This window comes from Proteus sp. TJ1640 (assembly GCF_003144445.1).
GTDB lineage: Bacteria > Pseudomonadota > Gammaproteobacteria > Enterobacterales > Enterobacteriaceae > Proteus > Proteus penneri.
Genome location: NZ_PENY01000027.1, coordinates 308,562 through 331,272 on the forward strand (window position 1 = coordinate 308,562; position 22,711 = coordinate 331,272).

Sequence of the window (22,711 nt, forward strand, 5' to 3'; positions counted from 1 at the left end):
AAATACCGGCTTTTTATTTATGGATTAATAAAATAAACAACTTAGCTAATGGTTAATTAAAAAATATATGATTAAAAAATACATTATTTATATAATATCCTTTGTCTTTACATTCTCATCTTATGCTGCTATTCAAATTAATAAGGATAGATTTTTTTATAAAGAACAAGATAAGGAAATTCTATTTGATATAAAAAATAAAAGCGAAAAAGAAAGCTATATTATTCAAAGTTGGGTATCACACTATAACAAAGAAGATAATAGTGAGGCGCCATTTATTATATCTCCTAGTTTAATAAAACTACCACCCAATGAAAATTTCACATTAAAAATTATTAAAACGGATGATATAAAAGAAATCAACAAAGAAACTGTATATAGAGTAAATATAAAATTAGTTCCAGTTATAGATGATGAGATGGCTGATAAAAACCTGCTTCTTATCTCTTTAAACTCAATATATAATCTTTTCTATACACCTAATAATATTATTGATAAAAACCATAATAAAGATATTAATTTTTTTATTAATGATGACAATTTTATTAAAATAAACAACCCCACTCCTTATTTTATTACCATAGCAGAGGCAAAGATAGATGGCATTGATATATTAAATGAGCGAATAACTATATCACCATTTAAAGATTACAGTATAAAAAATAAAAAAATAACTAAAAATATTAAAGATAAAAAAGTACATTGGAAGAGAGTCGATGAGTACGAGCAGACTATCATTGCAACCCCAAAGGAACTTGTTTATGAGTAAGATAAATTTTAGGCTAAAAACATCTTTGCTATTGATATTAAATGCATACCCTTTCTTTGCTATTGCTAACAATAATATTCATCCTCTATATCAAAGTGTATTGCCAAATATTGATAATAAAACCATCGACAAGTTATTAAATAATGAACATCCTGATGGCTATTACTCAACAAATATTTATATCAACAAAAAGAAAAAAGAAACTATTATTTTATATTATGAAAATAGAGAAGGTATATTAACACCAAGAATTAATATTAATGATTTAATTCATTTGGATATTGACGTATCTTTTTATAATATTCCTATTGATTTAAATTCTGATTTGTTATTAAGCAATTATAATATTGATTTTAAGTATGATTTTTCTTCACAATCATTATATTTAACTATTCCACAAAAAGCCTTAAATAATAAAAAAAATAATCTAGCTAGCCAAATTTTATGGGATGATGGTGTCCCTGCTTTATTTAGCTCGTATTCTTATTTTGGTAAATATAACAATCAAAATAAGATAGAACACAAAATCAATTTTAACTCAGGTGCTAACTTAGGTGCTTGGCGATTGCGTAGTAAAAGTTATTATCATCACACGGATAAGAAACAGCAATTTAAGCTATACTCATTATACGCTTATCGCCAATTAAATACGCTGTTAGCAACGCTTAATGTGGGGGAATTTCGACCAACCAGTAGAATGTTATCAACAGATAAATTAATTGGATTTCAACTTATATCTAGTAATTTACTCTCTGGTAATGACCTCTATATGAATAGTCCTATCATAGAAGAGATTGCAGAATCTCATGCTGAAATTAAAGTGAAACAACAAGGAAGAATCATTTATGAAACTATTGTTCCTCCTGGGCCTTTTATTTTAAATGATCTACCTGTTATAGGTAGCAATGAATTAGTATTAGAAATAAAAGAGGCTGATGGACGTATAAGAAAAAGTACGCATTACTTTACTACAATGCCAAACCAGCTAAAAAAAGGTCGCTATCAATATAATTTTATTTCTGGATATTCTTATGATAGATATAACCAGTTTGATAATCAAAATAATAAACCTATTTTTTTACTGGGTGAGTTCTCTTATGGCATTAATCAAAAAATAACCGCTTATGGTGCAATTAGAAAGAAGCTGAATAGCAATACTTTCTTTTCAGGATTATCATTAGATTTAGGTCATTGGGGGGGATTAGCGAGCGACATTAGTTATTTTAACTATAATAACCTATTAAAATATCAATTGCGCTACCATAAACGCTGGAACAATACTGGTACTTCTTTAAATATATCTTCTAGCTATTATCAATCAATAAAATCTGATAGTGTTAGCTTTAGAAAAAATCAAAAAGACAAAATAAAAAATAGCTATACAATTTCTCTTTTTCAACCGATTGGATCTTTTGGGAGATTTTCTATTGGTTACCATCAAGATTCTTTTACCGAAAGAAAAAATGACTTTACAATCAATACTTCTCTATCATCTTCTATAAAAAAAATGAATTATAGTATAAAATATCAATATAAAAATGAAAAATATTATAATGACAACCATTTTTCTTTAAATTTTAGCATTCCATTAATAAGTAAATCTCATTCTTATCATTGGATAAACAATCAATTTAATTATCATTCAAATAATAAAAATTATATAAATAGTACAACTATAGGTGGGAGTTTACTAGAACACTATCGCTTAGGCTATTCTATTAATTATCAACGGGATTTTAGCAACCCGAATGTTAACCATCATACCTCAGTAAATGCTCAATATAGAGGGAAATACCAATCTTATTCTATTAATACAACTAACTCACCTAATAACACCTTTTTAAGGTTAGGAGTTAATGGTGCGATAGTTATACATCAAAGTGGAATAACGTTGGCACCTAATTTAGGTAATACTTTTGCTATTGTAAATACGAATGGCATTGCTGGAATTAAAACTAATCGTTCTTCACAAGCCACTACAGACAATAACGGTAATTTAATATTACCGTACATCATGCCATATCGTAAAAATACTATTGGACTAAACATAAGTTCGTTACCTGAGTTTAGTAATACTAAAACTCAAAGTAAAACTATTGTTCCCACATTAGGTGCGGTAGCAAAAATCAATTTCCCTCTAAATATGGGCTATAATGTTTTATTTATCTCAAATACACCTATCCCCTTTGCTGCCAATGTAATGGTATTTGATGACAATAATAATCTCATTTCTAGTGATTTTGTCTATGACCATAATAGAATATTCCTCTCAGGAATAAAAGAAACCGGAACGGTACAAGTAAAATGGGGAAATACAGAGAAGCAACAATGTTTTTTCCGTTATAACATAAAAAATGAAAGTAAAAACAATTCACTTATTAAGAAACAAGTTGATTGCCAATAATGAATAATTTTTATTCTTGTATATTTATGTAAGGTATTTCTATGAAATCAATAAATATAACTCTTTTAATTCCGCTATTATTACTATACTTCCCTTTTATTGCTTTATCTGATAATAGAAGAGGAAGTTTACCACCGACAGTAAGCTGTGATATTTCCATACCTTATACTACTACACTTGATGATATACATACTGATGACTTTTCAGGAACATTAGCTGATAAGGACTATAGTGAAATGATTATGCTATCGTTTGAAAATTGTTCGGAAAATAACACTGAAATAACCGTAAGTATTGATAATAAAAATATTGATTTTAATAATGGCTACCTTATCAATCATGCTACAGGTCCTACAGCAAGTGATAATATTACATTTCAATTGTTTGATGATGAAGATAACCCCATTAATTTAAACAATAAAAATATATTCACTAAAATTATTGATGAACATAATGAAGCACATTTTTATTTTTCAGTAAATTATGTGAAAAAAGATGCTCGTCCACCAATGCCAGGAAAGTTAAGTACTCATATTAGTTTTACTATAGAAGCGAACAATCAAATTATCGAATCAGATAAATTGATAGATATAAGTGATCACGAAGACTAAAATAATAAAGTAATAATAGATATCATCAATATATCAATGCTAATATAATAATTTAGTCTCCCTTTTATTACCACGCTACTTGGGTAGTGGATATTATTTCTTAATCCACTGCCCATTAATTCCTTTTACAAACTCACCTTCATTAGCTCTTGCGACTAATTTTTCACCTGCAAGACGAGCAACAGAATCGGGTGTTATTTGATTGGTTTTGGCAATTTCAGCATATTTTGCTTTTCTAGCTTGATTTATCTCATCAACAAGTTGTTGAGCTTGTTTGTTGTTTGTCTGCACAAGCTCAATATAGCCACTAAAGGTCTCTCCTACTAACCCTTGTGCTCTCGCTTCATCAAGCGTCAATGCTATGGCATTAACACTCGTTAAAGCTATCATTAAACCAAAGCTTAAGAGATATTTTTTATAATTCATCATTTATCCTTTAAAAAATGGCGCTGTTATTTTTTAAGAGATCTTCTACTTGTCTATCTATTTTTACATTAATTTCATGTTCGATTTTTACATTCATATTAATATTTATCGGTTTATCAGGTGTTGCGACTTCTAGTCGAATACATCCGGTTAAAATTGATATTCCCATTGCCATGATCGTGAATAAAAATAGATTTTTTAAGAATAATGGTTTCACTCTGACTCACTCCCTAAATCTGATAAGCTTTTTTCTAACCACTCTTCCAATTGTGAACCAAATCGTAAACTTCGCCATAATTGAAAGACATTTTCTTCATGCCGATAATTGAAATTAACCTGACGACGCTTATCTTCAAGGGGATTTGTTCCTTGAATCTCAGCCTCTAGCACTAACTCACCTAAATTACTTAAATTCACTCGAGTCCAAGAACGACTGATTTCTAGATAACGCAACCATGCCATAGCCACACCAGCTGACATGTTATTATCATCGATTGAATCAACAAAATCTTTATCAAGTCTTAATGTTAAATAAGATGAATTAGCCAGCCAACCATCTTTAATAATCCATTGATTATTGTTAATAAAAAATGGAAATTCACCACTAACTTTACCCGATGCAGCAAACTGAGTCACTTTTAATAAAGTAAACAGATGACTTAATTGAATGTTATCAATAGAAATAATCGCTGCATCATGTTGTGGTATTGCTAATTTTGCTAAAGATAGTGTTCCATCCAACATTGCTACATTAACGTTAGATAAGACTAATGGCTTACTTTCAGTTGCTGGATAAAAACCTTGAAGATCGGCTGTAATATCGGTCATTTCAAAAAGATTATTAACATGCTTTATTCGTAACTGAACAGGCTCTTTTACACCAAGTTGCCATTCATCACCGTTTAAACGCCAAGGTAAAATAAATTCTAACCCTTCTAAAACTCCATCTTTAAGCCACATTCCACCTTGTTTAACAACAAGATGTCCACCAGCAACAAGTCCTTGTTCTGGTGCAATAGAAAAATCTGCTTGAGTGTAGAGTTCACCTTTATCAAGAGTAATTCCTAAATCTGTGGGGATAAGTGATTGAAAAACATTAATTGGTTGTAACGGCCAACGCATTTTACCTCTTAATCTTGCACCATCCCAACGAGTATTAATTGCAATTGGTCCTATGTTGGGTTTAGCACTTAGCTCACCTTTTACATTAAAATTAAAAGGTGATTCACCATTAACCGTAGCAATAAAATCTGTCTTATCTAAAAAACCACCAGCAGGAAAATCAATGCGCTGACTCGTTAACTTTAGCTTTCCATTAAATGTCGAGGTTTTATCATCTCTGTTCCAATGAAATGGGCTCAGCAAAGATAATCGTGGTGCCGTCATTACAGTATGTTGATATTTTAAAACATCAAAACCTGTGTTGAGTTTTTCAAAACTCACTAATTTATCAGCCCAATAACCTGTCCCTGCAATATCCCAACGCGCTTTTAATGGTAGTAAATTTCCATCCCCCCAATAGCGCCATTGCCAAGTTCCATTATCAGGTAAAAAGTCACTGGCTTTACCTTGAAAATGAATGCGATAATCCCCCCAAATACTATCTTGGGCAACAACTATCGCATTTAAACGCCCATTAAAACCTTTTGATGAAAGAGTGGTTCCAGCTAAAGGTAAACGAGCATCAGTGACAGTGAGCGTTTCAGTGACTGGTCCTTTAAAACGAAATAAAGAACCAGATTGAAATTCAATAGTAGGATTAGTCAACATACCAGTAACTTTAACTGGCAATTGTGCACTAGCTTGCATTAACTCTTTATTAATAATACCTGTGATTTGAATAGGGATTTGAGCATCTAACCAATTAACAGCCGTTTCAGGGATCGATATCACTAAGTTTCCTTTCCCCGCTTTACCTTCTGTCATCACGTTTAATCGTGCAGTTAATCTTAAATCCGTCAATCCTTTTTGCCATTGAGCAATATTAATATTTATACCGCCTCGCAAAGGTTGGTCTAATCCAAACCATTCCCAACGGCCTTGCTCAATAACAATAGTTTCAGATGTGACTGTCCATGGTAATAAAGCCAATGCGTGACCACCACCTTGTTCAGCAACTGAAATAGTGCCCGATTGTCCTATCCATTCAAGAATAAAAACTAAAGGATGAGCATATTGAGAAGCTAATAGCGTGGCATTAATGGTTCCTTTTTCAGGTAATGACGCAATATCCAGAGGAAGCGCTATTTCAGCAGCAAGTTCAATATTATTGTCATCAGGTAAATTCACTTTAAGTTGTTTAATATCAAGCCACTTATTATCTCTAATAAAAATAGCAAGTTGAGCATTTTTTCCTTGGTAAGAAATTAAACGCCCATTATTTTGGGTTTTTAGCTGTAACTCACCTTGGTAACGGCTATTTTCTTTTAAAAGCACATTGTCGATATTGACAGATAAATGAGGTATTGAGGTTAGTAGTGAATTTATCTCAAGAGGAATAGTTGCCGTTTCTTCTTGCTTACTTGTAGGGATCATTGAAAAACATTTTTCATCAATGGCAAGTTGCTGGCTATTAAATTGAAGTTTATCAATCTGCTCTTTTTGATAAGAGAACGCGAAGTTATCAATATTAGCTAAAGTGCAGCTATCTGTCTTTAATGCGATATTGTCAACTGAAACACCCATACGCTGTAACTTGGGCCGTGATAAAGAAAGTGTTACACCTTCAGGTAAGTAATAATCGGCAACAACTGGCAACCAACGAGGAATAGATACCCATAAAGCAGTGCCTATTAGACCTGTGCCTAGTAGTATCATCCCTGTCCATTTGATTGTTTTTCTTAACAACACATCATATTCCTTTTAAACAAACCTGAATCATCCAATTACCTCGTTAAATTGTTTATAATGATAGTATTAATTTCTTTCATATTGGGGCTGGATAATTCTTGTTTTTCCAGTCTCTGAATAAAAATTTAATCGAGAGTAGAGAAGACTGAATGAAAATCGTTTCCTATAGTACTAAACATTATGATCGTAAGCACATGGAATGGGTCAATCAACATAATGGATATCATTATGATATTGAATATTTCGATTTTAATTTAACAGAACAAACCGCAAAAAATGCCGTTGGCGCTGATGCTGTCTGTATTTTCGTCAATGACGATGCGAATCGTGTGGTTTTACAAGAACTTGCTAGCCTTAATATACGTATCCTCGCATTACGCTGTGCAGGATTCAATAACGTTGACTTAGAAGCTGCCACTGAATTAGGCATAACAGTTGTCCGTGTCCCTGCTTACTCGCCAGAAGCTATTGCAGAACATGCTGTTGGCATGATGCTATCACTTAATCGTCGTATACACAGAGCCTATCAACGTACTCGTGATGCTAACTTCTCATTAGAAGGCTTAACTGGCTTTAATATGCATAATCGCACTGCCGGTATTATTGGTACAGGTAAAATAGGATTAGCGACATTACGCATATTAAAAGGCTTCGGCATGAAATTACTAGCCTATGATCCTTATCCAAATCAAGCAGTACTGGATTTAGGTGCCGAATATGTCGATTTAGCAACAATTTACAAAAATTCTCATGTCATTTCATTACATTGCCCATTAACCGCAGATAATCATCATCTATTAAATGAAACTGCTTTTACACAAATGAAAGATGGTGTAATGATTATTAACACTAGTCGTGGTGCATTGATTGACTCTGCAGCTGCAATTAATGCATTGAAACAAGGCAAAATTGGTGCATTGGGAATGGACGTTTATGAAAATGAACGCGATCTTTTCTTTGAAGATAAATCAAATGACGTGATCCAAGATGATATTTTTCGTCGTCTTTCTTCTTGTCATAACGTGTTGTTCACGGGACATCAGGCCTTCTTAACAGAAGAAGCCTTAATTAGTATTAGTGAAACGACACTGCACAACATTAAAGAAGTTGCTTCAGGCATTGAGTGCGTTAATCAGATAAAAGCTTAGTTCTAAATATTAAGAATAAAAATCATAATAAGCCCCTTTCGCATTATTTAGCCAAAGGGGCTTATTTTATTTATTATCGATACAACACTTATTTTTCTTGAATATCGATAGCTTCTGTTGATTGCATTGAATCAAAACGTGAAAGGACTTCTTTCTCTTCATCTACTTTAAATTGTGAAACCAATTTAGCTAATTGATGAGCTTCATCATCCATATTCGCTGTGATAGCCGCTGATTCTTCAACTAATGCTGCATTTTGCTGAGTAACTGTATCCATTTCACTGACGGCTAACGCAATTTGATTTATGCCCATACTCTGCTCATTAGAAGCAAGAGCAATCTGTTGCATAAAGTCATTCACCTGATTAATTGTCGTAACGATCTCTGACATTGAACGTCCAGCTTGCGCAACCTGCTGCGAACCAACATTCACTTTATTAACAGAGTGCGTAATCAACTCATTGATCTCTTTCGCAGCTTCCGCACTACGACTGGCTAAATTGCGCACTTCAGATGCGACAACGGTAAATCCACGACCTTGCTCCCCCGCTCTTGCCGCTTCAACTGCCGCATTCAATGACAAAATATTCGTTTGATTAGCAATGCTGTTAATAATGTCATTGATATCTGCAATTTTCTTCGCACTTTCAGAGATTGAATGCATAGTCTCAACCACACTGTCCATCACATTTTCACCATTTTGAGCAGATGCCGTTGCTGTTAGTGCTAATTTGCTTGCTTCTCGTGAATTATCCGCATTTTTTTCAACAGTTGTTTTAATTTGCTCCATGCTCGCAACCGTTTCTTGTAATGCACTAGCCTGCTCTTCAGTACGGGAAGATAAATCGGTATTTCCTGTCGCGATTTCGCTTGCACTAATACTAATGGTATTAACGGCATTCTTTACGGAAGAAATCATATGGCTTAATGAATTCTTCATCTTATTCATTTCATTGAATAACAGACCAAATTCATTAGTACCGTGATTCTCTACACGCATACTTAAATCGCCTTGGCTCATTTTACTAAAGATATTGATTAACACTCTAATATTGCTAATAAATGTATGGGAAAACCAACGCAATATAAAGATAAATAAGAGAATAACGATAGTACCAGTAGAAATTGACACCATCATCAAGCGTTCTTGAGATGTTTTTGCAATATCGATATAACTATTTTCAATACCATTAGCAACCGCATAATATTTCATAGTAATATCATTTAACTCGTCCATTTTAGCACTGGCCGAGTGTGTTGTTAGCTCACCTTTACGCAGTCTATCGAGTGCACCGGTGAAAATATCAAGCAGTTCATCAAAACGCTTCGTCATATCATCAGCTAATTTTCGCCCCTCTAAGGTGAGTTTTTCCGTATCTGCCCAACGGTGGATCTCTTCGCGGGTTATTTCAATATACTCGGCTGTTTGATGAAAATATTTTGCGGATGGTTTTTCATTAACCCTTAATTGCCCATCTAAACCATTAATATTTGCCCTGATCACGGCCATTTGATATCGCGCTTTGCCCATAAGTAACATTTGCTGACTTAGGCTATTTGATGAAACGAAATTATTATAAGATCGAGTGGAAGCATCATAACTAAAATAAATAATGCTCATAATCAACGCAAATAAAATGGCCAGCATGACCTTAACGGTCTTTTCTATACTGATATTTTTAAACATGGTCATATTCCATCAAAATATACAGAATTTTTTATCTGTACATTTGTAAGATATCAGAATGCACTCTTTTTCTCTGACAAAGAGCATATTCCCTAGTGTAAATAAAATAAGGCTAAAATTTATTCATTAGAATATAAAGGCTCGTAGGATCTGCCTTCGTTTATAATGTCGGTAATAATGAGGGAAAACTTTAGAGTACAGTGAAAACCATTTTTCACTTATGAAATAAACAATTATTTTATCCATCCATAGACAAATTACTCACATAATATCCCGCGATGAAGGTGATTTCACTCAGAAAAAGATAATTTATTAATTATTTTTTAGTTTTTATAATTTTATTTGTATATTTTATCTTAAGCTTTAATAGGTATATCTACTTATTAACATTAATTTATTTAATTCTAATATTAATTTATAGTGAGTTTTAAAATTTTTTATTTCCAATAATAATAAAGCAGTTTCTAAAAACCGCTTTAATTGTTTATTTATTATGAGCCATTTAGTTTTATTAAGAAATTTAAATAATTTTTTTTATTAATAGTTTTTCAGTTAGTTCAATAAGTCTTATCACATTTAATGGCGTTTTTCTTTTTTTAACCTCTTCCAAAGAAAGCCATTGGAAAGATTTATTTGTTAATTGGCTATTTTTTAACGGTTTGCAAAGATAAATCATATCGATGTGATAATGAAACCCTTGTTTTTTATCGTGAATGGGTTCTTTTAAAATGGCGAGAGGTTTTACAAGCTCAATAACATCATCGTTATTTAGGTTAAGGCTAAATTCAGGTTGGTAACAAAGACACTCACACAATAAACCTGTTTCTTCTTCTATTTCTCTTAATACTGCATCTTGTGGCTCTTCATTTTCTTCTATATGACCACCAGGTGGTAACCAACAGCCTATTTTAGAATGTAAATGAAGAAGGAATTTGCCCTGTCCATCGAATACAACGCCCGTTGCTGTGAAATGACTCTTAGGTACTTCTATTGTCATAATATTCTGATCCTTTGCTCTATTTATTTTTATCCAATTTACATCGCATCTATCATTATGTTTGTGCTATTGATGGTTTTTCGCATTTAACGAAGATTGTTTTATCCCCATCAAAAAATCAGAAAATATCGTTTTAAAGTCCTTACAAGCATTTTCAGGTAATGTAGCTTCATTCTTTAAATTAATCGTAATATGCGTGATAAATCCATAAATCAAATTCACAACAATATCAGAAGAATAAGTACAAATTTCTTGTTGTTCATAGAGAACATCTACACATTTTTTAATTCGAGGAATAAGAATTTGTGAATCAATCGCATCCCATTCCTTCCAACCTAGAACCGAAATTATTTCTTGTAAAGGAATAAGCTTATCTTTATGTTGATAAATATGATCAACACAAACACTAAAAATAACTTCTAACTCTTGCCACTGATCATCATAGGTAGGAATTTGAACGAGTTTTTCGACGACTTTATCAACCTGAAAAAGGTAGCACTCTTTTAATAGCGCTTTTTTATTACTAAAGTGGTGATAGAAAGCCCCTTTAGTTACTCTTGCGTGACGTGATATTTCATTAACGGAAACATCACAATAGTTCTGATTTATAAATAGTTCTTGTGCGGCTTCACGTAATGCAGAACGCGTTTGTTCTGAATTCTCTTGTTGCCGTGATTTTATTTCCATGATAAAACCCTAAATACATACCATAAGTATGTAATAATATATGGGTATCAGTTTCGTGTAAACTGAACAAAATATTTTCAGGAAATTATCATGTCATCTCAGTACAATGGGCTTATCCCCTCAAATACCTTATCCTCTTTTAATATAGAAATTATCAAAGAACTTCTTCTCTGGATTGAGGTGAATTTAGAAAAACCGTTGCTACTTGATGATGTTGCGATCCGTTCCGGTTATACCAAATGGCACTTACAACGCGTATTTAAGCAAGCAACAGGATTAACACTAGCTTCGTATATTCGAGGAAGACGCTTAACAAAAGCAGCGACAGAATTACGTTTAACCAAATTGCCTATTCTGACTGTAGCATTACGTTATCAGTTTGATTCTCAGCAATCATTTACACGTCGTTTTAAAGCCACATTTGGTGTCACACCTACAGAATACCGTAAACTTGATAATCTTTGTGGCAATAATTTTCAGCCACCAATCAATTTTGATGTTGTTGATTTACCTATTCCTAAAATTATGGAGTTACCTGAAAGTTATGTTTATGGGATGCAATATCAATATTTTTGTTCTATCGAAGATATAGGTAAATTGCACGAAGATATACGTCACCAATTTTGGAATGATTTTTTACTGTATACGGACAAAAATTTTACAGAGAGTACTGTGCTTATCTCATACCAACCAAACACATTACGTAAAAATAAAATCCAGATTGATTATGAAATTGGGTTAAATAGCTTAGATCATTTTACAAAAACCAGCGGTTTTAGAAAAAGAGTGATTGAGGCAGGACGTTATGTCAGATTCCAATTTAAAGGAACGCTGGAAGAATATAAACAATTTGCGATGAAAATTTATTTTTATACCCTGCCCGCATTAGGTTTATGTCGTCGCTTAGGCGCTGATATTGAAAGATACGTCAGTATAGAAACTAATATTGATTTAATGGAATTACCCAAAACCTTAGAAATTGATTATTTTGTTCCTATTCATTAATGATCTTTAAATAGCCTGAGTTTTCAGGCTATTTTATTAAGAGTAGATTCATTTTATAAAGGCTACTGTGCGATAACTGTTTTATCGCTTTTTTCTGTACAATAAATAATTCACTAAGTCAGCTGTTTACTAATTATTGAAAAATTTCTTATTACATCCCTACAAAAACAAATAAGGTGATCATGCGCACTTCGCTTCTATTTTTACTCTCTGCTTTTTTACTTCCTTCTTTTGCAAGTTATGCAGAAATATCAACACATCTACTCCCACGGAAAGATGGCAGTGAAATTAGCTATTACATGGATAAAAGAGCTGAAAAAAATCAAACTCTATTAGTATTAATGCAAGGCTCTGACTGTAACAGCATTAAAAATAATGTGTTTGTTGATGCATTTTATCAACTAAACCGAGATATTAATCAGCCTAATGTGAAGTTTATTAAATATGAGAAATTAGATCATGGGTTTTATAATGAACAAGGTGAGCGTTTAACGAATAAAATAATTAATGATATACAACAATGGTATACGCAATACACGAAATAAATTTATCTTTTATGTTGGCTTACATTCCCATTCTCCTATACTGAAAGAGTAATAGAACTGCTTACTAACTGATTTAAAGCAGGATCTTTATATCGTTAATTCTATATAATGATAATTATTTTCTTTTTTAAGTTTGGGATAAGAATGGAAAGTACGACTTCACTTTTACGTCTTGATAAAGTAAGTTATCGAATTGATAACAAAACTATCCTCGACAATATCAATTTTGAACTTCAACCTTCTGAATTTAAACTTATCACAGGCCCCTCAGGTTGTGGTAAAAGTACCTTACTCAAGATTGTCGCTTCACTACTATCACCCACAAGTGGTTCAATTTTCTTTGAAAATAAAGACTATTTAACGTTGTCCCCCGAAGAATATCGCCAACAGGTTTCTTATTGTACCCAAACCCCCATGTTATTTGGTGAGACTGTTTACGATAACCTTAAATTTCCTTATTTCTTACGAAAACTCCCAGTGGATGATAAGAAACTGGCACATGATTTGGATTATTTTTGTTTACCTGAATCGATTATGAAAAAAGGAATTAATGAACTTTCAGGGGGTGAAAAACAACGTATTTCACTGATAAGAAATCTACAATTTATGCCAAAAATCTTATTACTTGATGAGATCACAAGTGCATTAGATGAAAACAACAAAACAAAAGTGAATGATATTATTCACCACTACGTTAAAGATCAAAATCTCGCCGTGTTATGGGTCACGCACGATCAAAATGAAATAAAACATGCTGATGATGTGATCTCATTATCTTCTCACAATGATGTCTGATTTTTTATTTCTTTATCAGCCACCCTTTTGTTATGAGCGAACATAATATTATGAACGAACATACGATAAGCAATGAATCTCTGATTTTCTCGCTTTTATTAGTTCTCGTGGCTATTTTTATTAGTCGCAAAGAAAAACTAGCTTTAGAAAAAGACATTATTTGGAGTACAGCAAGAGCCATTATTCAACTCTTAATTGTTGGCTATGTCTTGACCTATATTTTCCATGTCGACCATTTTATACTCACCTTCTTAATGGTGTTATTTATCTGCTATAACGCAGCTTATAATGCCAAAAAGCGAAGTAAATACGTTAAAGATATTTTTCTGATCTCTTTTACTGCTATTACAACAGGGGCATTATTAACTTTAGCGATTTTATTACTCACCAGTTCAATTGCTTTTACCCCAATTCAAATTATTCCTATTACAGGGATGATTGCCGGTAATGCCATGATAGCAACAGGGCTCTGTTATAATAATTTGGGTCAACGTTTTCAAAATCAACAACAGCAATTGCAAGAAATGTTAAGTCTTGGTGCTACACCTAAACTAGCCTCAATGAGTATTATTCGAGATAGCATTAAATCTTCATTAATTCCGACCGTTGATGCGGCGAAAACTGTGGGTATTGTAAGTTTACCAGGCATGATGTCAGGACTTATTTTTGCTGGTGTTGATCCATTACAAGCCGTTAAATATCAAATTATGGTGACTTTTATGTTGATGGCAACAGCCAGTATTTCAACCATTATTGCTTGCTATTTAACCTATAAGAAGTTTTTTAATCAGCGCCACCAGCTTATTAACTTTGAGAGCCGCTAACTATAGTTATTAACTATATTGAAAAAGGTCACCCCATTGAGTGACCTTTTTCATAAAAATAAGAAATTAACCACGTCCCTTCGGACGATTAAGAATATGATCTTCCCAATCTTCAACTTCCGTTTCTGGCACCGCAATATATCTTACTGAAATGTTGTCTTGGTGCATTCTTGCTTTATTACCAGCAATTAAAGGATGCCAACTTTGTAACGCTTTGCCCTCAGCTAACAGACGATACGCACAAGTCATTGGTAACCACTCAAATGTTGGTAAATTATACCGCGTAAGCTTTATACAATCTGGCTCATAACGGAAACGATCTTCGTAATTACTACATTGGCAGGTTTTAATATTTAGCTGATTACAAGCGACATTGGTAAAGTATATCTCGTCAGTATCATCATCCATTAACTTGTGTAAACAGCATTGTCCACACCCGTCACAGAGCGATTCCCACTCCTCATCACTCATTTCATCTAATGTTTTAGTCTGCCAAAAAGCCTGTGTCATCTCTACGTTATTACCTTATTGCTCATCTAATACGAATTAAATAACCCGTGTTGTCAGCTGATGTTCATTAACGCTTAATACCAACATATCACCTGATTCAAGAGGACCCACACCTTCTGGTGTCCCCGTTAAAATCACATCACCAGGACGTAAGGTGAAAAAGCGCGACATATAGCTGATAAGGGGTAAAACAGGCGTTAGCATATCACGACTGTTACCCTGCTGACGAATCTCGCCATTAACACGTAACATTAAGTCTGCATTTTGCGGATCGCCAAATGAATTGACAGGGATAAAACCAGATAAAGGTGCTGAGCCATCAAACGCTTTACTTTTTTCCCACGGTTGCCCTGCTTTTTTCAATTTACCTTGTAAATCACGTAATGTCAGGTCAAGACCAATACCGAAACCCGCAATTGCACGATCAACTCTATCTTCATTAGCTTGCTTAAGTGGCTGACCAATAAGTACTGCTAATTCAATTTCGTGATGAACCGCTCCCATATCTCTTGGGATAGCAATAGGTTGGCGAATATCACACATAGCTGTTTCTGGTTTGATAAAAATCACAGGCTCTTCTGAACGAACCGAACCCATCTCTTTAATGTGATTTGCATAATTACTGCCAACGCAAATTACTTTATTAACAGGAAAATCAAGTAACGCACCTTCCCAATCACGATGTTGATACATATTGTGTTCCTTTTAGGTAAATTGCTGTGTTTTATTTCATGGCAAAACGCAATTAACTCGCGTGAGGCAGTGAATTTATTTTATTAGCAACGCCATCAGCCATTGTGACAATGCTAAGGGCAAAGAAGTAAGAGCTATTCCAATGCATAATCGTACGGAAGTTCTGTGTCACTAAATAGCTTCTATGTAAATCATCATCAGGAATAATTAACCATACAGACATAGCATCGTTTAATTGGCTATTTACAGGTAATTGAACACCCAATGCTTTCCATTGTGCGACCGTTTTTTTCTGTTCAGTCTTAATGCCTTCAAGCTGTTGGTTGAAACCTACCGATAAAGTAACCTGTTCTCCCCAAGGGAGTCCACTTTCCCAACCTTCAGTCGCTAAATAATTAGCAGCCGAAGCAAATGCATCTTCTTGAGTATTCCAAATATCGATTTTTCCATCACCATTGCCATCTGCGGCATAAGTTAGGAAGGATGATGGCATAAACTGAGTTTGTCCCATTGCTCCTGCCCATGAGCCTTTGAGACGTTGTCCTTGAGGGATATGTCCTTCTTCAATAATCTCTAATGCAGCCATCAATTGACGAGTAAACAGCGCTTCTCGACGGCCTTCAAATGCCAGCGTTGCAAGTGCAGAAACAACATCCTCTTTACCTTGCACTTTACCGAAGCCACTCTCAAGCCCCCATAACGCAACAATATAGTTAGCAGGCACACCATATTTTTTACTGATTTGCTCTAAGGTATCTTGATGCTCTTGATAAAGCTTAGCCCCTTGGCTTAAACGACCATTGGTGACAATGCGTGGTAAATAAACATCGAGTGTAATTTTCTTTTCCGGTTGATTACGATCTGATTTAATCACTCGTTCAATAAAATGTGCTTCTGAAAAAGCAAAATCTATTGTTTCTGGTTTATATCCTAACTGAGCTGCTTTCAATTTTAACGCGTCAACATAAGCAGGAAATTGTGCAGAAGTACGAGTTTCTTTAGGAAACGCTTGTTCTAACGATGCAACATCCACTTGTTTCCATCGAGGTGTTTTTTGTGCTTCAACTGCCGTTGCCTCTGGTGGGATAATTTGTCTTTCAGCCAACTTTTGTTGGCTATTTGTACACGCAGATAACATTAAACCGGAAACAATCACAGCGATGAATGAATATTTGAACATTTATGCTCCTTTTATCTCGATGATTTATTCAGTTTTTTCTGATTTTTTTAATTCATCTAAATAAGCATTTAACATACTTTCGACAGGTGGTGGAACTTGTAAGTAAAAACCCTGCTCAACTAATGCCTTTTTGACCTTTTCAATGTCAGCATGCGCTAAACGCTGTCTATCCGCGAGATTAAGCAACATTGAAAACTGCGGCTCGCCAAAACTTTGTAATAATTCGTCCGGAATTCGAGAGAAATCATCCTTTTTTTCGATGTATAAATAAGTTTGATCACGTTTGGTACTACGGTAAATTGCACAAATCATTTTCATTAAACTCTAATTATTAAAATAAGCGACTTGCCTGAATATTTTAGTAAATATAACATGCTTATATACTTTCGTAATATCGTCTCTGGTTTTTTGTGCCAGATTATAAAAAATTTACTGAGTCAGATAGATGTCAAACACGCCCATTGAGTTAAAAGGCAGTAATTTTACCCTTTCAGTACTCCATTTAAACGATGGAACACCGAAAGTTATTCGTCAGGCTATTTCAGAAAAAATTGCACAAGCGCCTCAATTTCTGAAAAACGCACCTGTAGTTATCAATGTTTCTGCTTTAGCAGATGAAAATATTGATTTTAAAAAACTGAGGCGAATTGTAGAAGATGCTGGCTTACGAGTCGTGGGAATTAGTGGTAGTTCAGACGCCCAACAGAAAGAAGCGATAATTGCCGCACAGTTACCTATCTTAAATGAAGGTAAAATAGTAAAGCCAAGCACTCAGGCAAATAACGATAAAACGAATGAAGCACCGACAGCTGTTCGTCAAAAAACAAAAATCATCCACACTCCTGTTCGTTCAGGTCAGCGTATTTATGCTCAAAATAGCGATTTAGTCGTTATTAGTAATGTGAGTGCAGGCGCTGAATTAATTGCTGATGGTAATGTTCATGTCTACGGTGTATTGCGTGGACGTGTCCTTGCAGGCGCATCGGGTGATAATGAGAGCCATATTTTTTGTACACATCTGTCTGCTGAACTTGTTTCTATTGCTGGTCAATATTGGCTAAGCGACCAAATTCCTACAGACTTTGTTGGTAAATCAGTACAACTGAGTCTGCAAGAGAATGAATTAACAATCGAGAACTTAATTTAGAGCATCGACAAGGAATCACTCCATGGCACGCATTATTGTTGTTACGTCAGGTAAAGGTGGGGTTGGTAAAACAACTTCCAGCGCGGCCATTTCTACCGGCCTCGCTCAAAAAGGTCATAAGACGGTTGTTATCGACTTTGATATTGGGTTACGTAATTTAGACCTTATCATGGGTTGTGAACGTAGAGTTGTTTATGATTTTGTTAATGTTATTCAGGGTGATGCATCTTTAAATCAAGCTTTGATTAAAGATAAGCGTACAGAAAATCTGTTTATTCTCCCTGCTTCACAAACAAGAGATAAAGACGCTCTCACCCGTGATGGTGTCGAACAAGTATTAGATGAACTCGATGAGATGGGTTTTGATTTTATTATTTGTGATTCTCCTGCGGGCATTGAAAGTGGTGCATTAATGGCCCTTTACTTCGCAGATGAAGCGATTATCACAACAAACCCAGAAGTATCATCTGTACGTGACTCCGACCGTATTTTAGGCATTCTTGCCTCTAAATCACGTCGTGCTGAACGAGGTGAAGATCCAATTAAAGAACATCTGCTATTAACTCGTTATAATCCTGGTCGTGTTAGCCGCGGTGATATGTTAAGTATGGAAGATGTCCTTGAAATTCTATGCATTCCACTATTGGGTGTTATTCCAGAAGATCAATCTGTTTTGCGTTCATCTAACCAAGGTGAACCTGTTATTTTAGATGGCGAATCTGATGCAGGTAAAGCCTATTCAGATACAGTAAATCGTTTGTTAGGGGAAGAACATCCATTCCGTTTTATTGAAGAAGAGAAAAAAGGCTTTCTGAAACGCCTTTTTGGGGGGTAAAAGATGGCTTTACTAGATTTTTTCCTGTCGCGTAAAAAGTCGACAGCTAATATTGCCAAGGAGCGTCTACAAATTATCGTAGCAGAACGTCGCCGTGGTGATAGCGAGCCAGCTTATTTACCTGATATGAAAAGAGATTTATTAGGTGTCATCTGTAAATATGTGCAGATAGATCCAGATATGCTTTCAGTTCAATTTGAACAGAAAGGCGATGATATCTCTGTATTAGAGCTCAATGTGACTTTACCTGAGAGTGAAGAACCTACAAAGTAAATCATATTTTACGCTTTATATAAGCCATTATTCACAGAGCCAACCATGAACTATAATTAATTTGATTGGCTCTGTGTTTAATTATATACAATTTGAATTCACCTGAACGCGAAAATAGGGCTATATCTCGCTACTATTTTCATCATTGGTGATAAGTCACAGAAGGCTAGTTATTTCGTGTATAAAAAATAAGAGCCTCAAAAGAGACTCCTATTTATTATTATTTATTGAACTAGCAACCCTATGTTATTTAGGATATTAGGGATTAAAAAATAAACAATGAGTAAGACTATGGATATTGCGCGAGAATTTCTGTCACTTTCTCTTCTAATAAGGCTTTACGCCAGCGTGAGATCAACTCAGGTTGCCCTTCTTTTATTTTCCAGTGAATGCTCAATAATTGGTTAATCTGTCTTCTTGACGCTAACAGCTCAGGGTTGTAACGTTTATCTTCACTAATTTCTTGAATAACTGCTTTAATCGCTTTAAACGCTTTTTTGTAGTTTGGTTGTTCGATTAAATTGCCAATAGGCTCTGGACAATCTTCATCTTTAATTTCTTTAGCTTTAACAACAAAATCTAATAAACGACGACCATGGCAACGGATCTCTTGGCCTGAAAGCGACAATGCATCTAGCTCTGCTAATGATGAAGGAAGATAACGAGCAACAGACCATAAATGCTCTTCTCTTACAACGAAGTTTAATGCCATATCACGAGATTTAGCTTGATTTAAACGCCACTGAGCAAGCATTTGTAAACATGCTAGCTGTTGACCTTTTAATTGCCATGCATTGCTTATTTCACGGTAGGCAAGTTCAGGTACTACAGTTTCTTGTCGACGTTCTGCAATCATTTCGCATTCATCTGCAATAGCATCCATATAACCTGCTTCTTCAGCTTCTTTAATTAATTTTTCTGCTAAAGGTAGCAAATAGAAAACATCACCACTGGCATATTGACACTGTTTTTCAGTTAAAGGGCGCGCTAACCAATCTGTACGGGATTCACTTTTATCTAGTGCAACATTTTCATATTTCTCAACCAATGTCGCAAAACCACAAGAAATGGGATGACCTAAAAATGCAGCAACCACTTGAGTGTCTATCATCGGTGTTGGAACACAGCCAAACTGGTGAGAAAAGACTTCAAGATCTTCACTTCCAGCATGGAGAAACTTCATAATACCCTGGTTTGTTAATAGCTCAACGAAAGGAGCCCAATCCTTAATTGCTAATGGATCAATAAGAGAGATCTGTTTACCGTCATACATCTGGATCAAACCAAGATGTGGGTAATAGGTACGTATGCGGACAAACTCTGTATCTAAAGCAATTTGTGAAGCCTCTGAAGCGGCTTTACAGGCGGTATCTAGTGCTGTGTCTGTCGTAATCAATTGATAATTCAAAACAGGTTTCTCTTATTTTTATGTCTAATGACTTTTTATTTAATCGCAAAAACGCCGGTATAAACCGGCGAAATTGAAAAAGGTTATTGAGTGTTGTATCAAGATTCAGTTGAGGTTTTCAACTCTTTTTCTTCATTTCTTAACTCTCTGCGTAAAATTTTACCAACATTTGATTTTGGTAATTCATCACGAAACTCAATAATTTTAGGTACTTTGTAACCTGTTAGGTAACGACGACAATGTGTTTTTATCTCATCTTCTGTTAATGATGGATCTTTTTTCACAATGAAAACTTTAACTGTTTCACCCGAGTTTTTACTTGGTACACCAATCGCAGCCGATTCTAAAACCTTAGGATGGGCAGAGACAACCTCTTCCACTTCATTAGGATATACATTAAAACCGGAAACTAAGATCATATCTTTTTTACGATCAATGATGCGGATAAAGCCTTCATCATCCATTGTAGCGATATCACCAGTCGCAACCCACCCATCATGTAAAACTTCATCAGTTGCATCAGGACGGTTCCAATAACCTTTCATGACCTGAGGACCACGAACCCACATTTCACCGCCTACGGTGCGGTCAACTTCGTTACCTTCATCATCAATAAACTTAACGTCTGTTGAAGGTACCGGTAATCCAATGCTACCACTATATTTTTTCAGATTATAAGGGTTACCAGTGACTAACGGAGAGCATTCAGTCAAACCATAACCTTCTAACAAATGTTTACCTGTTAACTCTTCCCACTCTTTGGCAACATTACTTTGTACAGGCATACCACCGCCAACAGAGAGGTTTAGTTTGGAGAAATCAAGCTGACGGAATTCTGGGTTGTGTAACCAAGCATTAAATAAAGTATTTACACCCGTAATTGCCGTGACAGGGTAACGCCCTAGTTCTTTAACAGTACCTTTCACATCACGCGGATTGGTAATAAGTAAATTTTTACCACCAATTTCAATAAAGAGTAGGCAGTTTACGGTTAAAGCAAAAACGTGATACAGAGGTAACGCTGTAACCACCAGCTCTTTTCCTATATTTAGTGCTGGGACATAAGCCGCTTTTGCTTGCTCAAGGTTTGCCAACATATTGCGATGCGTTAACATCGCACCTTTAGCTATTCCCGTTGTTCCACCTGTGTATTGTAAGAAGGCTAAATCTTCTCCTGTAATTTCAGGTTTAATATATTGCATACGATAGCCAAAATGCATTGCTCTACGAAATGAAATGGCATCAGGCAAATTATATTTAGGTACTAATCGTTTGATGTACTTAACAACAAAATCAACGAGTGTTGCTTTAGGGCGAGATAATTGATCCCCCATTCGGGTCAAAATAACGTGTTTAATATTGGTATTAAATACGATTTTTTCGAGCGTATGTGCAAAGTTAGAGACGATTACAATAGCACTTGCACCGCTGTCATTTAACTGATGTTCAAGTTCTCTTGGCGTGTAAAGTGGATTTACGTTTACGACAACCATGCCTGCACGAAGAATACCGAAAAGCGCGATAGGATATTGTAATAAATTAGGCATCATTAAGGCAACACGATCACCTTTTTTTAATCCTAAGCCGTTTTGTAGATATGCTGCAAATGCACGGCTACGCTCTTCAAGTTTGCGATAAGTCATGACCTCGCCCATATTGATAAAGGCGGGTTGATCTGCGTAATTTGCGACAGCGTTTTCAAGCATCTCAGCAAGGGATGCAAAACGGTCCGGGTCAATTTCAGCCGGAACATCTGCCGGATAACGTTTAAGCCAGACTTTTTCCAAAGTAGTACTCCTGATTAATCGCACTTCTTGGGTTAATATTATGTTTCTTTTTAACAAAGTATTAACTCATCCTACCAGCACAAACAATTTTCTGTTGTGAAGATGCGAAGTGTGTCACTAAATATTTTAT

23 protein-coding genes are annotated in these 22,711 nt (G+C 34.8%); 11 read left to right on the top strand and 12 right to left on the bottom strand.

The window, feature by feature from the left end:
* The first annotated feature begins 67 nt into the window (after positions 1–67).
* The 3 genes from DK861_RS13760 to DK861_RS13770 are packed head-to-tail and all read left to right on the top strand — an operon-like array spanning position 68 to position 3,784.
* Positions 68–769, top strand: a complete 702-nt coding sequence (locus tag DK861_RS13760; protein WP_109400488.1) for a molecular chaperone — start codon at positions 68–70, stop codon at positions 767–769.
* A complete protein-coding gene (locus tag DK861_RS13765; protein ID WP_109400489.1) occupies positions 762–3,173 on the top strand; it encodes a fimbria/pilus outer membrane usher protein in 2,412 nt (803 codons plus the stop codon). Before DK861_RS13760 ends, DK861_RS13765 begins: the two co-directional genes overlap by 8 nt.
* 41 nt (positions 3,174–3,214) lie before the next feature.
* The gene (locus DK861_RS13770) at positions 3,215–3,784 is read left to right on the top strand and encodes a fimbrial protein (RefSeq protein WP_109400490.1); all 570 of its coding nucleotides are present in this window, start codon (positions 3,215–3,217) and stop codon (positions 3,782–3,784) included.
* A gap of 93 nt (positions 3,785–3,877) precedes the next feature.
* Here DK861_RS13770 and DK861_RS13775 read toward each other — a convergent pair whose 3' ends face one another.
* From DK861_RS13775 to DK861_RS13785, 3 genes are read right to left on the bottom strand one after another with little or no spacing between them, the layout of a single operon-like run.
* Positions 3,878–4,210: a YdbL family protein gene (locus DK861_RS13775; RefSeq protein ID WP_109400491.1), complete on the bottom strand. Its 333-nt coding sequence runs from the start codon at positions 4,208–4,210 to the stop codon at positions 3,878–3,880.
* Positions 4,211–4,220: 10 nt separating this feature from the next.
* Positions 4,221–4,427: a YnbE family lipoprotein gene (locus DK861_RS13780; RefSeq protein ID WP_006536650.1), complete on the bottom strand. Its 207-nt coding sequence runs from the start codon at positions 4,425–4,427 to the stop codon at positions 4,221–4,223.
* Entirely contained in the window at positions 4,424–7,060 is a 2,637-nt protein-coding gene (locus DK861_RS13785; RefSeq protein WP_109400492.1) for a YdbH family protein, read from the bottom strand. Before DK861_RS13785 ends, DK861_RS13780 begins: the two co-directional genes overlap by 4 nt.
* A 149-nt stretch (positions 7,061–7,209) precedes the next feature.
* Here DK861_RS13785 and DK861_RS13790 point away from each other — a divergent pair, with 149 nt between their 5' ends.
* Complete coding sequence (locus DK861_RS13790; protein WP_109400493.1) at positions 7,210–8,208, top strand: 2-hydroxyacid dehydrogenase; 999 nt, start codon at positions 7,210–7,212, stop codon at positions 8,206–8,208.
* 88 nt (positions 8,209–8,296) lie between these two features.
* Here the strand turns inward: DK861_RS13790 and DK861_RS13795 are convergent, their stop codons facing one another.
* The 3 genes from DK861_RS13795 to DK861_RS13805 all read right to left on the bottom strand — a co-directional run bounded on the left by DK861_RS13795 (position 8,297) and on the right by DK861_RS13805 (position 11,579).
* Positions 8,297–9,895, bottom strand: coding sequence for a methyl-accepting chemotaxis protein (locus tag DK861_RS13795; RefSeq protein ID WP_109400494.1), 1,599 nt, complete (start codon positions 9,893–9,895; stop codon positions 8,297–8,299).
* 520 nt (positions 9,896–10,415) lie between these two features.
* Complete coding sequence (locus DK861_RS13800) at positions 10,416–10,892, bottom strand: NUDIX domain-containing protein (protein WP_109400495.1); 477 nt, start codon at positions 10,890–10,892, stop codon at positions 10,416–10,418.
* A gap of 66 nt (positions 10,893–10,958) precedes the next feature.
* Positions 10,959–11,579 (bottom strand): TetR family transcriptional regulator, encoded by a 621-nt coding sequence (locus DK861_RS13805; protein WP_109400496.1) that lies wholly within the window; start codon positions 11,577–11,579, stop codon positions 10,959–10,961.
* A 90-nt stretch (positions 11,580–11,669) separates the two neighbouring features.
* Here DK861_RS13805 and DK861_RS18585 point away from each other — a divergent pair, with 90 nt between their 5' ends.
* The 4 genes from DK861_RS18585 (at position 11,670) to fetB (ending at position 14,748) form a co-directional block, all read left to right on the top strand.
* On the top strand, positions 11,670–12,584 hold the full coding sequence (locus DK861_RS18585) for a helix-turn-helix domain-containing protein (RefSeq protein WP_109400497.1): 915 nt from the start codon (positions 11,670–11,672) through the stop codon (positions 12,582–12,584).
* Between the two features lie 182 nt (positions 12,585–12,766).
* Entirely contained in the window at positions 12,767–13,129 is a 363-nt protein-coding gene (locus DK861_RS13815) for a hypothetical protein (RefSeq protein WP_109400498.1), read from the top strand.
* Between the two features lie 144 nt (positions 13,130–13,273).
* Positions 13,274–13,924: an iron ABC transporter ATP-binding protein FetA gene (fetA, locus tag DK861_RS13820; protein WP_109400499.1), complete on the top strand. Its 651-nt coding sequence runs from the start codon at positions 13,274–13,276 to the stop codon at positions 13,922–13,924.
* 50 nt (positions 13,925–13,974) lie between these two features.
* Positions 13,975–14,748 carry an iron export ABC transporter permease subunit FetB gene (gene fetB / locus DK861_RS13825; protein ID WP_072064001.1) on the top strand — a complete coding sequence of 258 codons (774 nt, stop codon included), beginning with the start codon at positions 13,975–13,977 and terminating at the stop codon, positions 14,746–14,748.
* Positions 14,749–14,814: 66 nt separating this feature from the next.
* Here fetB and DK861_RS13830 read toward each other — a convergent pair whose 3' ends face one another.
* Genes DK861_RS13830 through DK861_RS13845 form a run of 4 tightly spaced genes read right to left on the bottom strand, consistent with a single transcriptional unit; the run spans position 14,815 to position 17,443 of the window.
* Positions 14,815–15,258: a YcgN family cysteine cluster protein gene (locus tag DK861_RS13830; protein ID WP_109400500.1), complete on the bottom strand. Its 444-nt coding sequence runs from the start codon at positions 15,256–15,258 to the stop codon at positions 14,815–14,817.
* Positions 15,259–15,294: 36 nt separating this feature from the next.
* Entirely contained in the window at positions 15,295–15,951 is a 657-nt protein-coding gene (locus tag DK861_RS13835) for a fumarylacetoacetate hydrolase family protein (protein WP_006536634.1), read from the bottom strand.
* Positions 15,952–16,003: 52 nt separating this feature from the next.
* On the bottom strand, positions 16,004–17,131 hold the full coding sequence (locus tag DK861_RS13840) for a lytic murein transglycosylase (RefSeq protein ID WP_072064003.1): 1,128 nt from the start codon (positions 17,129–17,131) through the stop codon (positions 16,004–16,006).
* 24 nt (positions 17,132–17,155) lie between these two features.
* Entirely contained in the window at positions 17,156–17,443 is a 288-nt protein-coding gene (locus DK861_RS13845) for a YcgL domain-containing protein (protein WP_069369136.1), read from the bottom strand.
* 133 nt (positions 17,444–17,576) lie between these two features.
* Here DK861_RS13845 and minC point away from each other — a divergent pair, with 133 nt between their 5' ends.
* From minC to minE, 3 genes are read left to right on the top strand one after another with little or no spacing between them, the layout of a single operon-like run.
* On the top strand, positions 17,577–18,278 hold the full coding sequence (minC, locus tag DK861_RS13850; protein WP_072064004.1) for a septum site-determining protein MinC: 702 nt from the start codon (positions 17,577–17,579) through the stop codon (positions 18,276–18,278).
* Positions 18,279–18,300: 22 nt separating this feature from the next.
* The gene (minD, locus tag DK861_RS13855) at positions 18,301–19,113 is read left to right on the top strand and encodes a septum site-determining protein MinD (protein ID WP_006536629.1); all 813 of its coding nucleotides are present in this window, start codon (positions 18,301–18,303) and stop codon (positions 19,111–19,113) included.
* A 3-nt stretch (positions 19,114–19,116) separates the two neighbouring features.
* Positions 19,117–19,386, top strand: coding sequence for a cell division topological specificity factor MinE (gene minE, locus DK861_RS13860; RefSeq protein WP_006536628.1), 270 nt, complete (start codon positions 19,117–19,119; stop codon positions 19,384–19,386).
* Positions 19,387–19,675: 289 nt separating this feature from the next.
* Here minE and rnd read toward each other — a convergent pair whose 3' ends face one another.
* Positions 19,676–20,794: a ribonuclease D gene (gene rnd / locus DK861_RS13865; protein WP_109400501.1), complete on the bottom strand. Its 1,119-nt coding sequence runs from the start codon at positions 20,792–20,794 to the stop codon at positions 19,676–19,678.
* Between the two features lie 98 nt (positions 20,795–20,892).
* A complete protein-coding gene (fadD, locus tag DK861_RS13870) occupies positions 20,893–22,581 on the bottom strand; it encodes a long-chain-fatty-acid--CoA ligase FadD (RefSeq protein ID WP_072064006.1) in 1,689 nt (562 codons plus the stop codon).
* Between the last annotated feature and the right edge of the window lie 130 nt (positions 22,582–22,711).

Bases quoted from the DNA above. Each gene is read 5' to 3' on its own strand.
- DK861_RS18585 (WP_109400497.1), top strand. From the start codon at position 11,670: ATGTCATCTCAGTACAATGGGCTTATCCCCTCAAATACCTTATCCTCT.
- DK861_RS13795 (WP_109400494.1), bottom strand. From the start codon at position 9,895: ATGTTTAAAAATATCAGTATAGAAAAGACCGTTAAGGTCATGCTGGCC.
- DK861_RS13775 (WP_109400491.1), bottom strand. From the start codon at position 4,210: ATGAATTATAAAAAATATCTCTTAAGCTTTGGTTTAATGATAGCTTTA.
- DK861_RS13805 (WP_109400496.1), bottom strand. From the start codon at position 11,579: ATGGAAATAAAATCACGGCAACAAGAGAATTCAGAACAAACGCGTTCT.
- fetB (WP_072064001.1), top strand. From the start codon at position 13,975: ATGAACGAACATACGATAAGCAATGAATCTCTGATTTTCTCGCTTTTA.
- DK861_RS13840 (WP_072064003.1), bottom strand. From the start codon at position 17,131: ATGTTCAAATATTCATTCATCGCTGTGATTGTTTCCGGTTTAATGTTA.
- DK861_RS13830 (WP_109400500.1), bottom strand. From the start codon at position 15,258: ATGACACAGGCTTTTTGGCAGACTAAAACATTAGATGAAATGAGTGAT.
- DK861_RS13845 (WP_069369136.1), bottom strand. From the start codon at position 17,443: ATGATTTGTGCAATTTACCGTAGTACCAAACGTGATCAAACTTATTTA.
- DK861_RS13765 (WP_109400489.1), top strand. From the start codon at position 762: ATGAGTAAGATAAATTTTAGGCTAAAAACATCTTTGCTATTGATATTA.
- fetA (WP_109400499.1), top strand. From the start codon at position 13,274: ATGGAAAGTACGACTTCACTTTTACGTCTTGATAAAGTAAGTTATCGA.
- DK861_RS13770 (WP_109400490.1), top strand. From the start codon at position 3,215: ATGAAATCAATAAATATAACTCTTTTAATTCCGCTATTATTACTATAC.
- DK861_RS13790 (WP_109400493.1), top strand. From the start codon at position 7,210: ATGAAAATCGTTTCCTATAGTACTAAACATTATGATCGTAAGCACATG.
- minE (WP_006536628.1), top strand. From the start codon at position 19,117: ATGGCTTTACTAGATTTTTTCCTGTCGCGTAAAAAGTCGACAGCTAAT.
- minC (WP_072064004.1), top strand. From the start codon at position 17,577: ATGTCAAACACGCCCATTGAGTTAAAAGGCAGTAATTTTACCCTTTCA.
- minD (WP_006536629.1), top strand. From the start codon at position 18,301: ATGGCACGCATTATTGTTGTTACGTCAGGTAAAGGTGGGGTTGGTAAA.
- DK861_RS13815 (WP_109400498.1), top strand. From the start codon at position 12,767: ATGCGCACTTCGCTTCTATTTTTACTCTCTGCTTTTTTACTTCCTTCT.
- DK861_RS13800 (WP_109400495.1), bottom strand. From the start codon at position 10,892: ATGACAATAGAAGTACCTAAGAGTCATTTCACAGCAACGGGCGTTGTA.
- DK861_RS13835 (WP_006536634.1), bottom strand. From the start codon at position 15,951: ATGTATCAACATCGTGATTGGGAAGGTGCGTTACTTGATTTTCCTGTT.
- DK861_RS13760 (WP_109400488.1), top strand. From the start codon at position 68: ATGATTAAAAAATACATTATTTATATAATATCCTTTGTCTTTACATTC.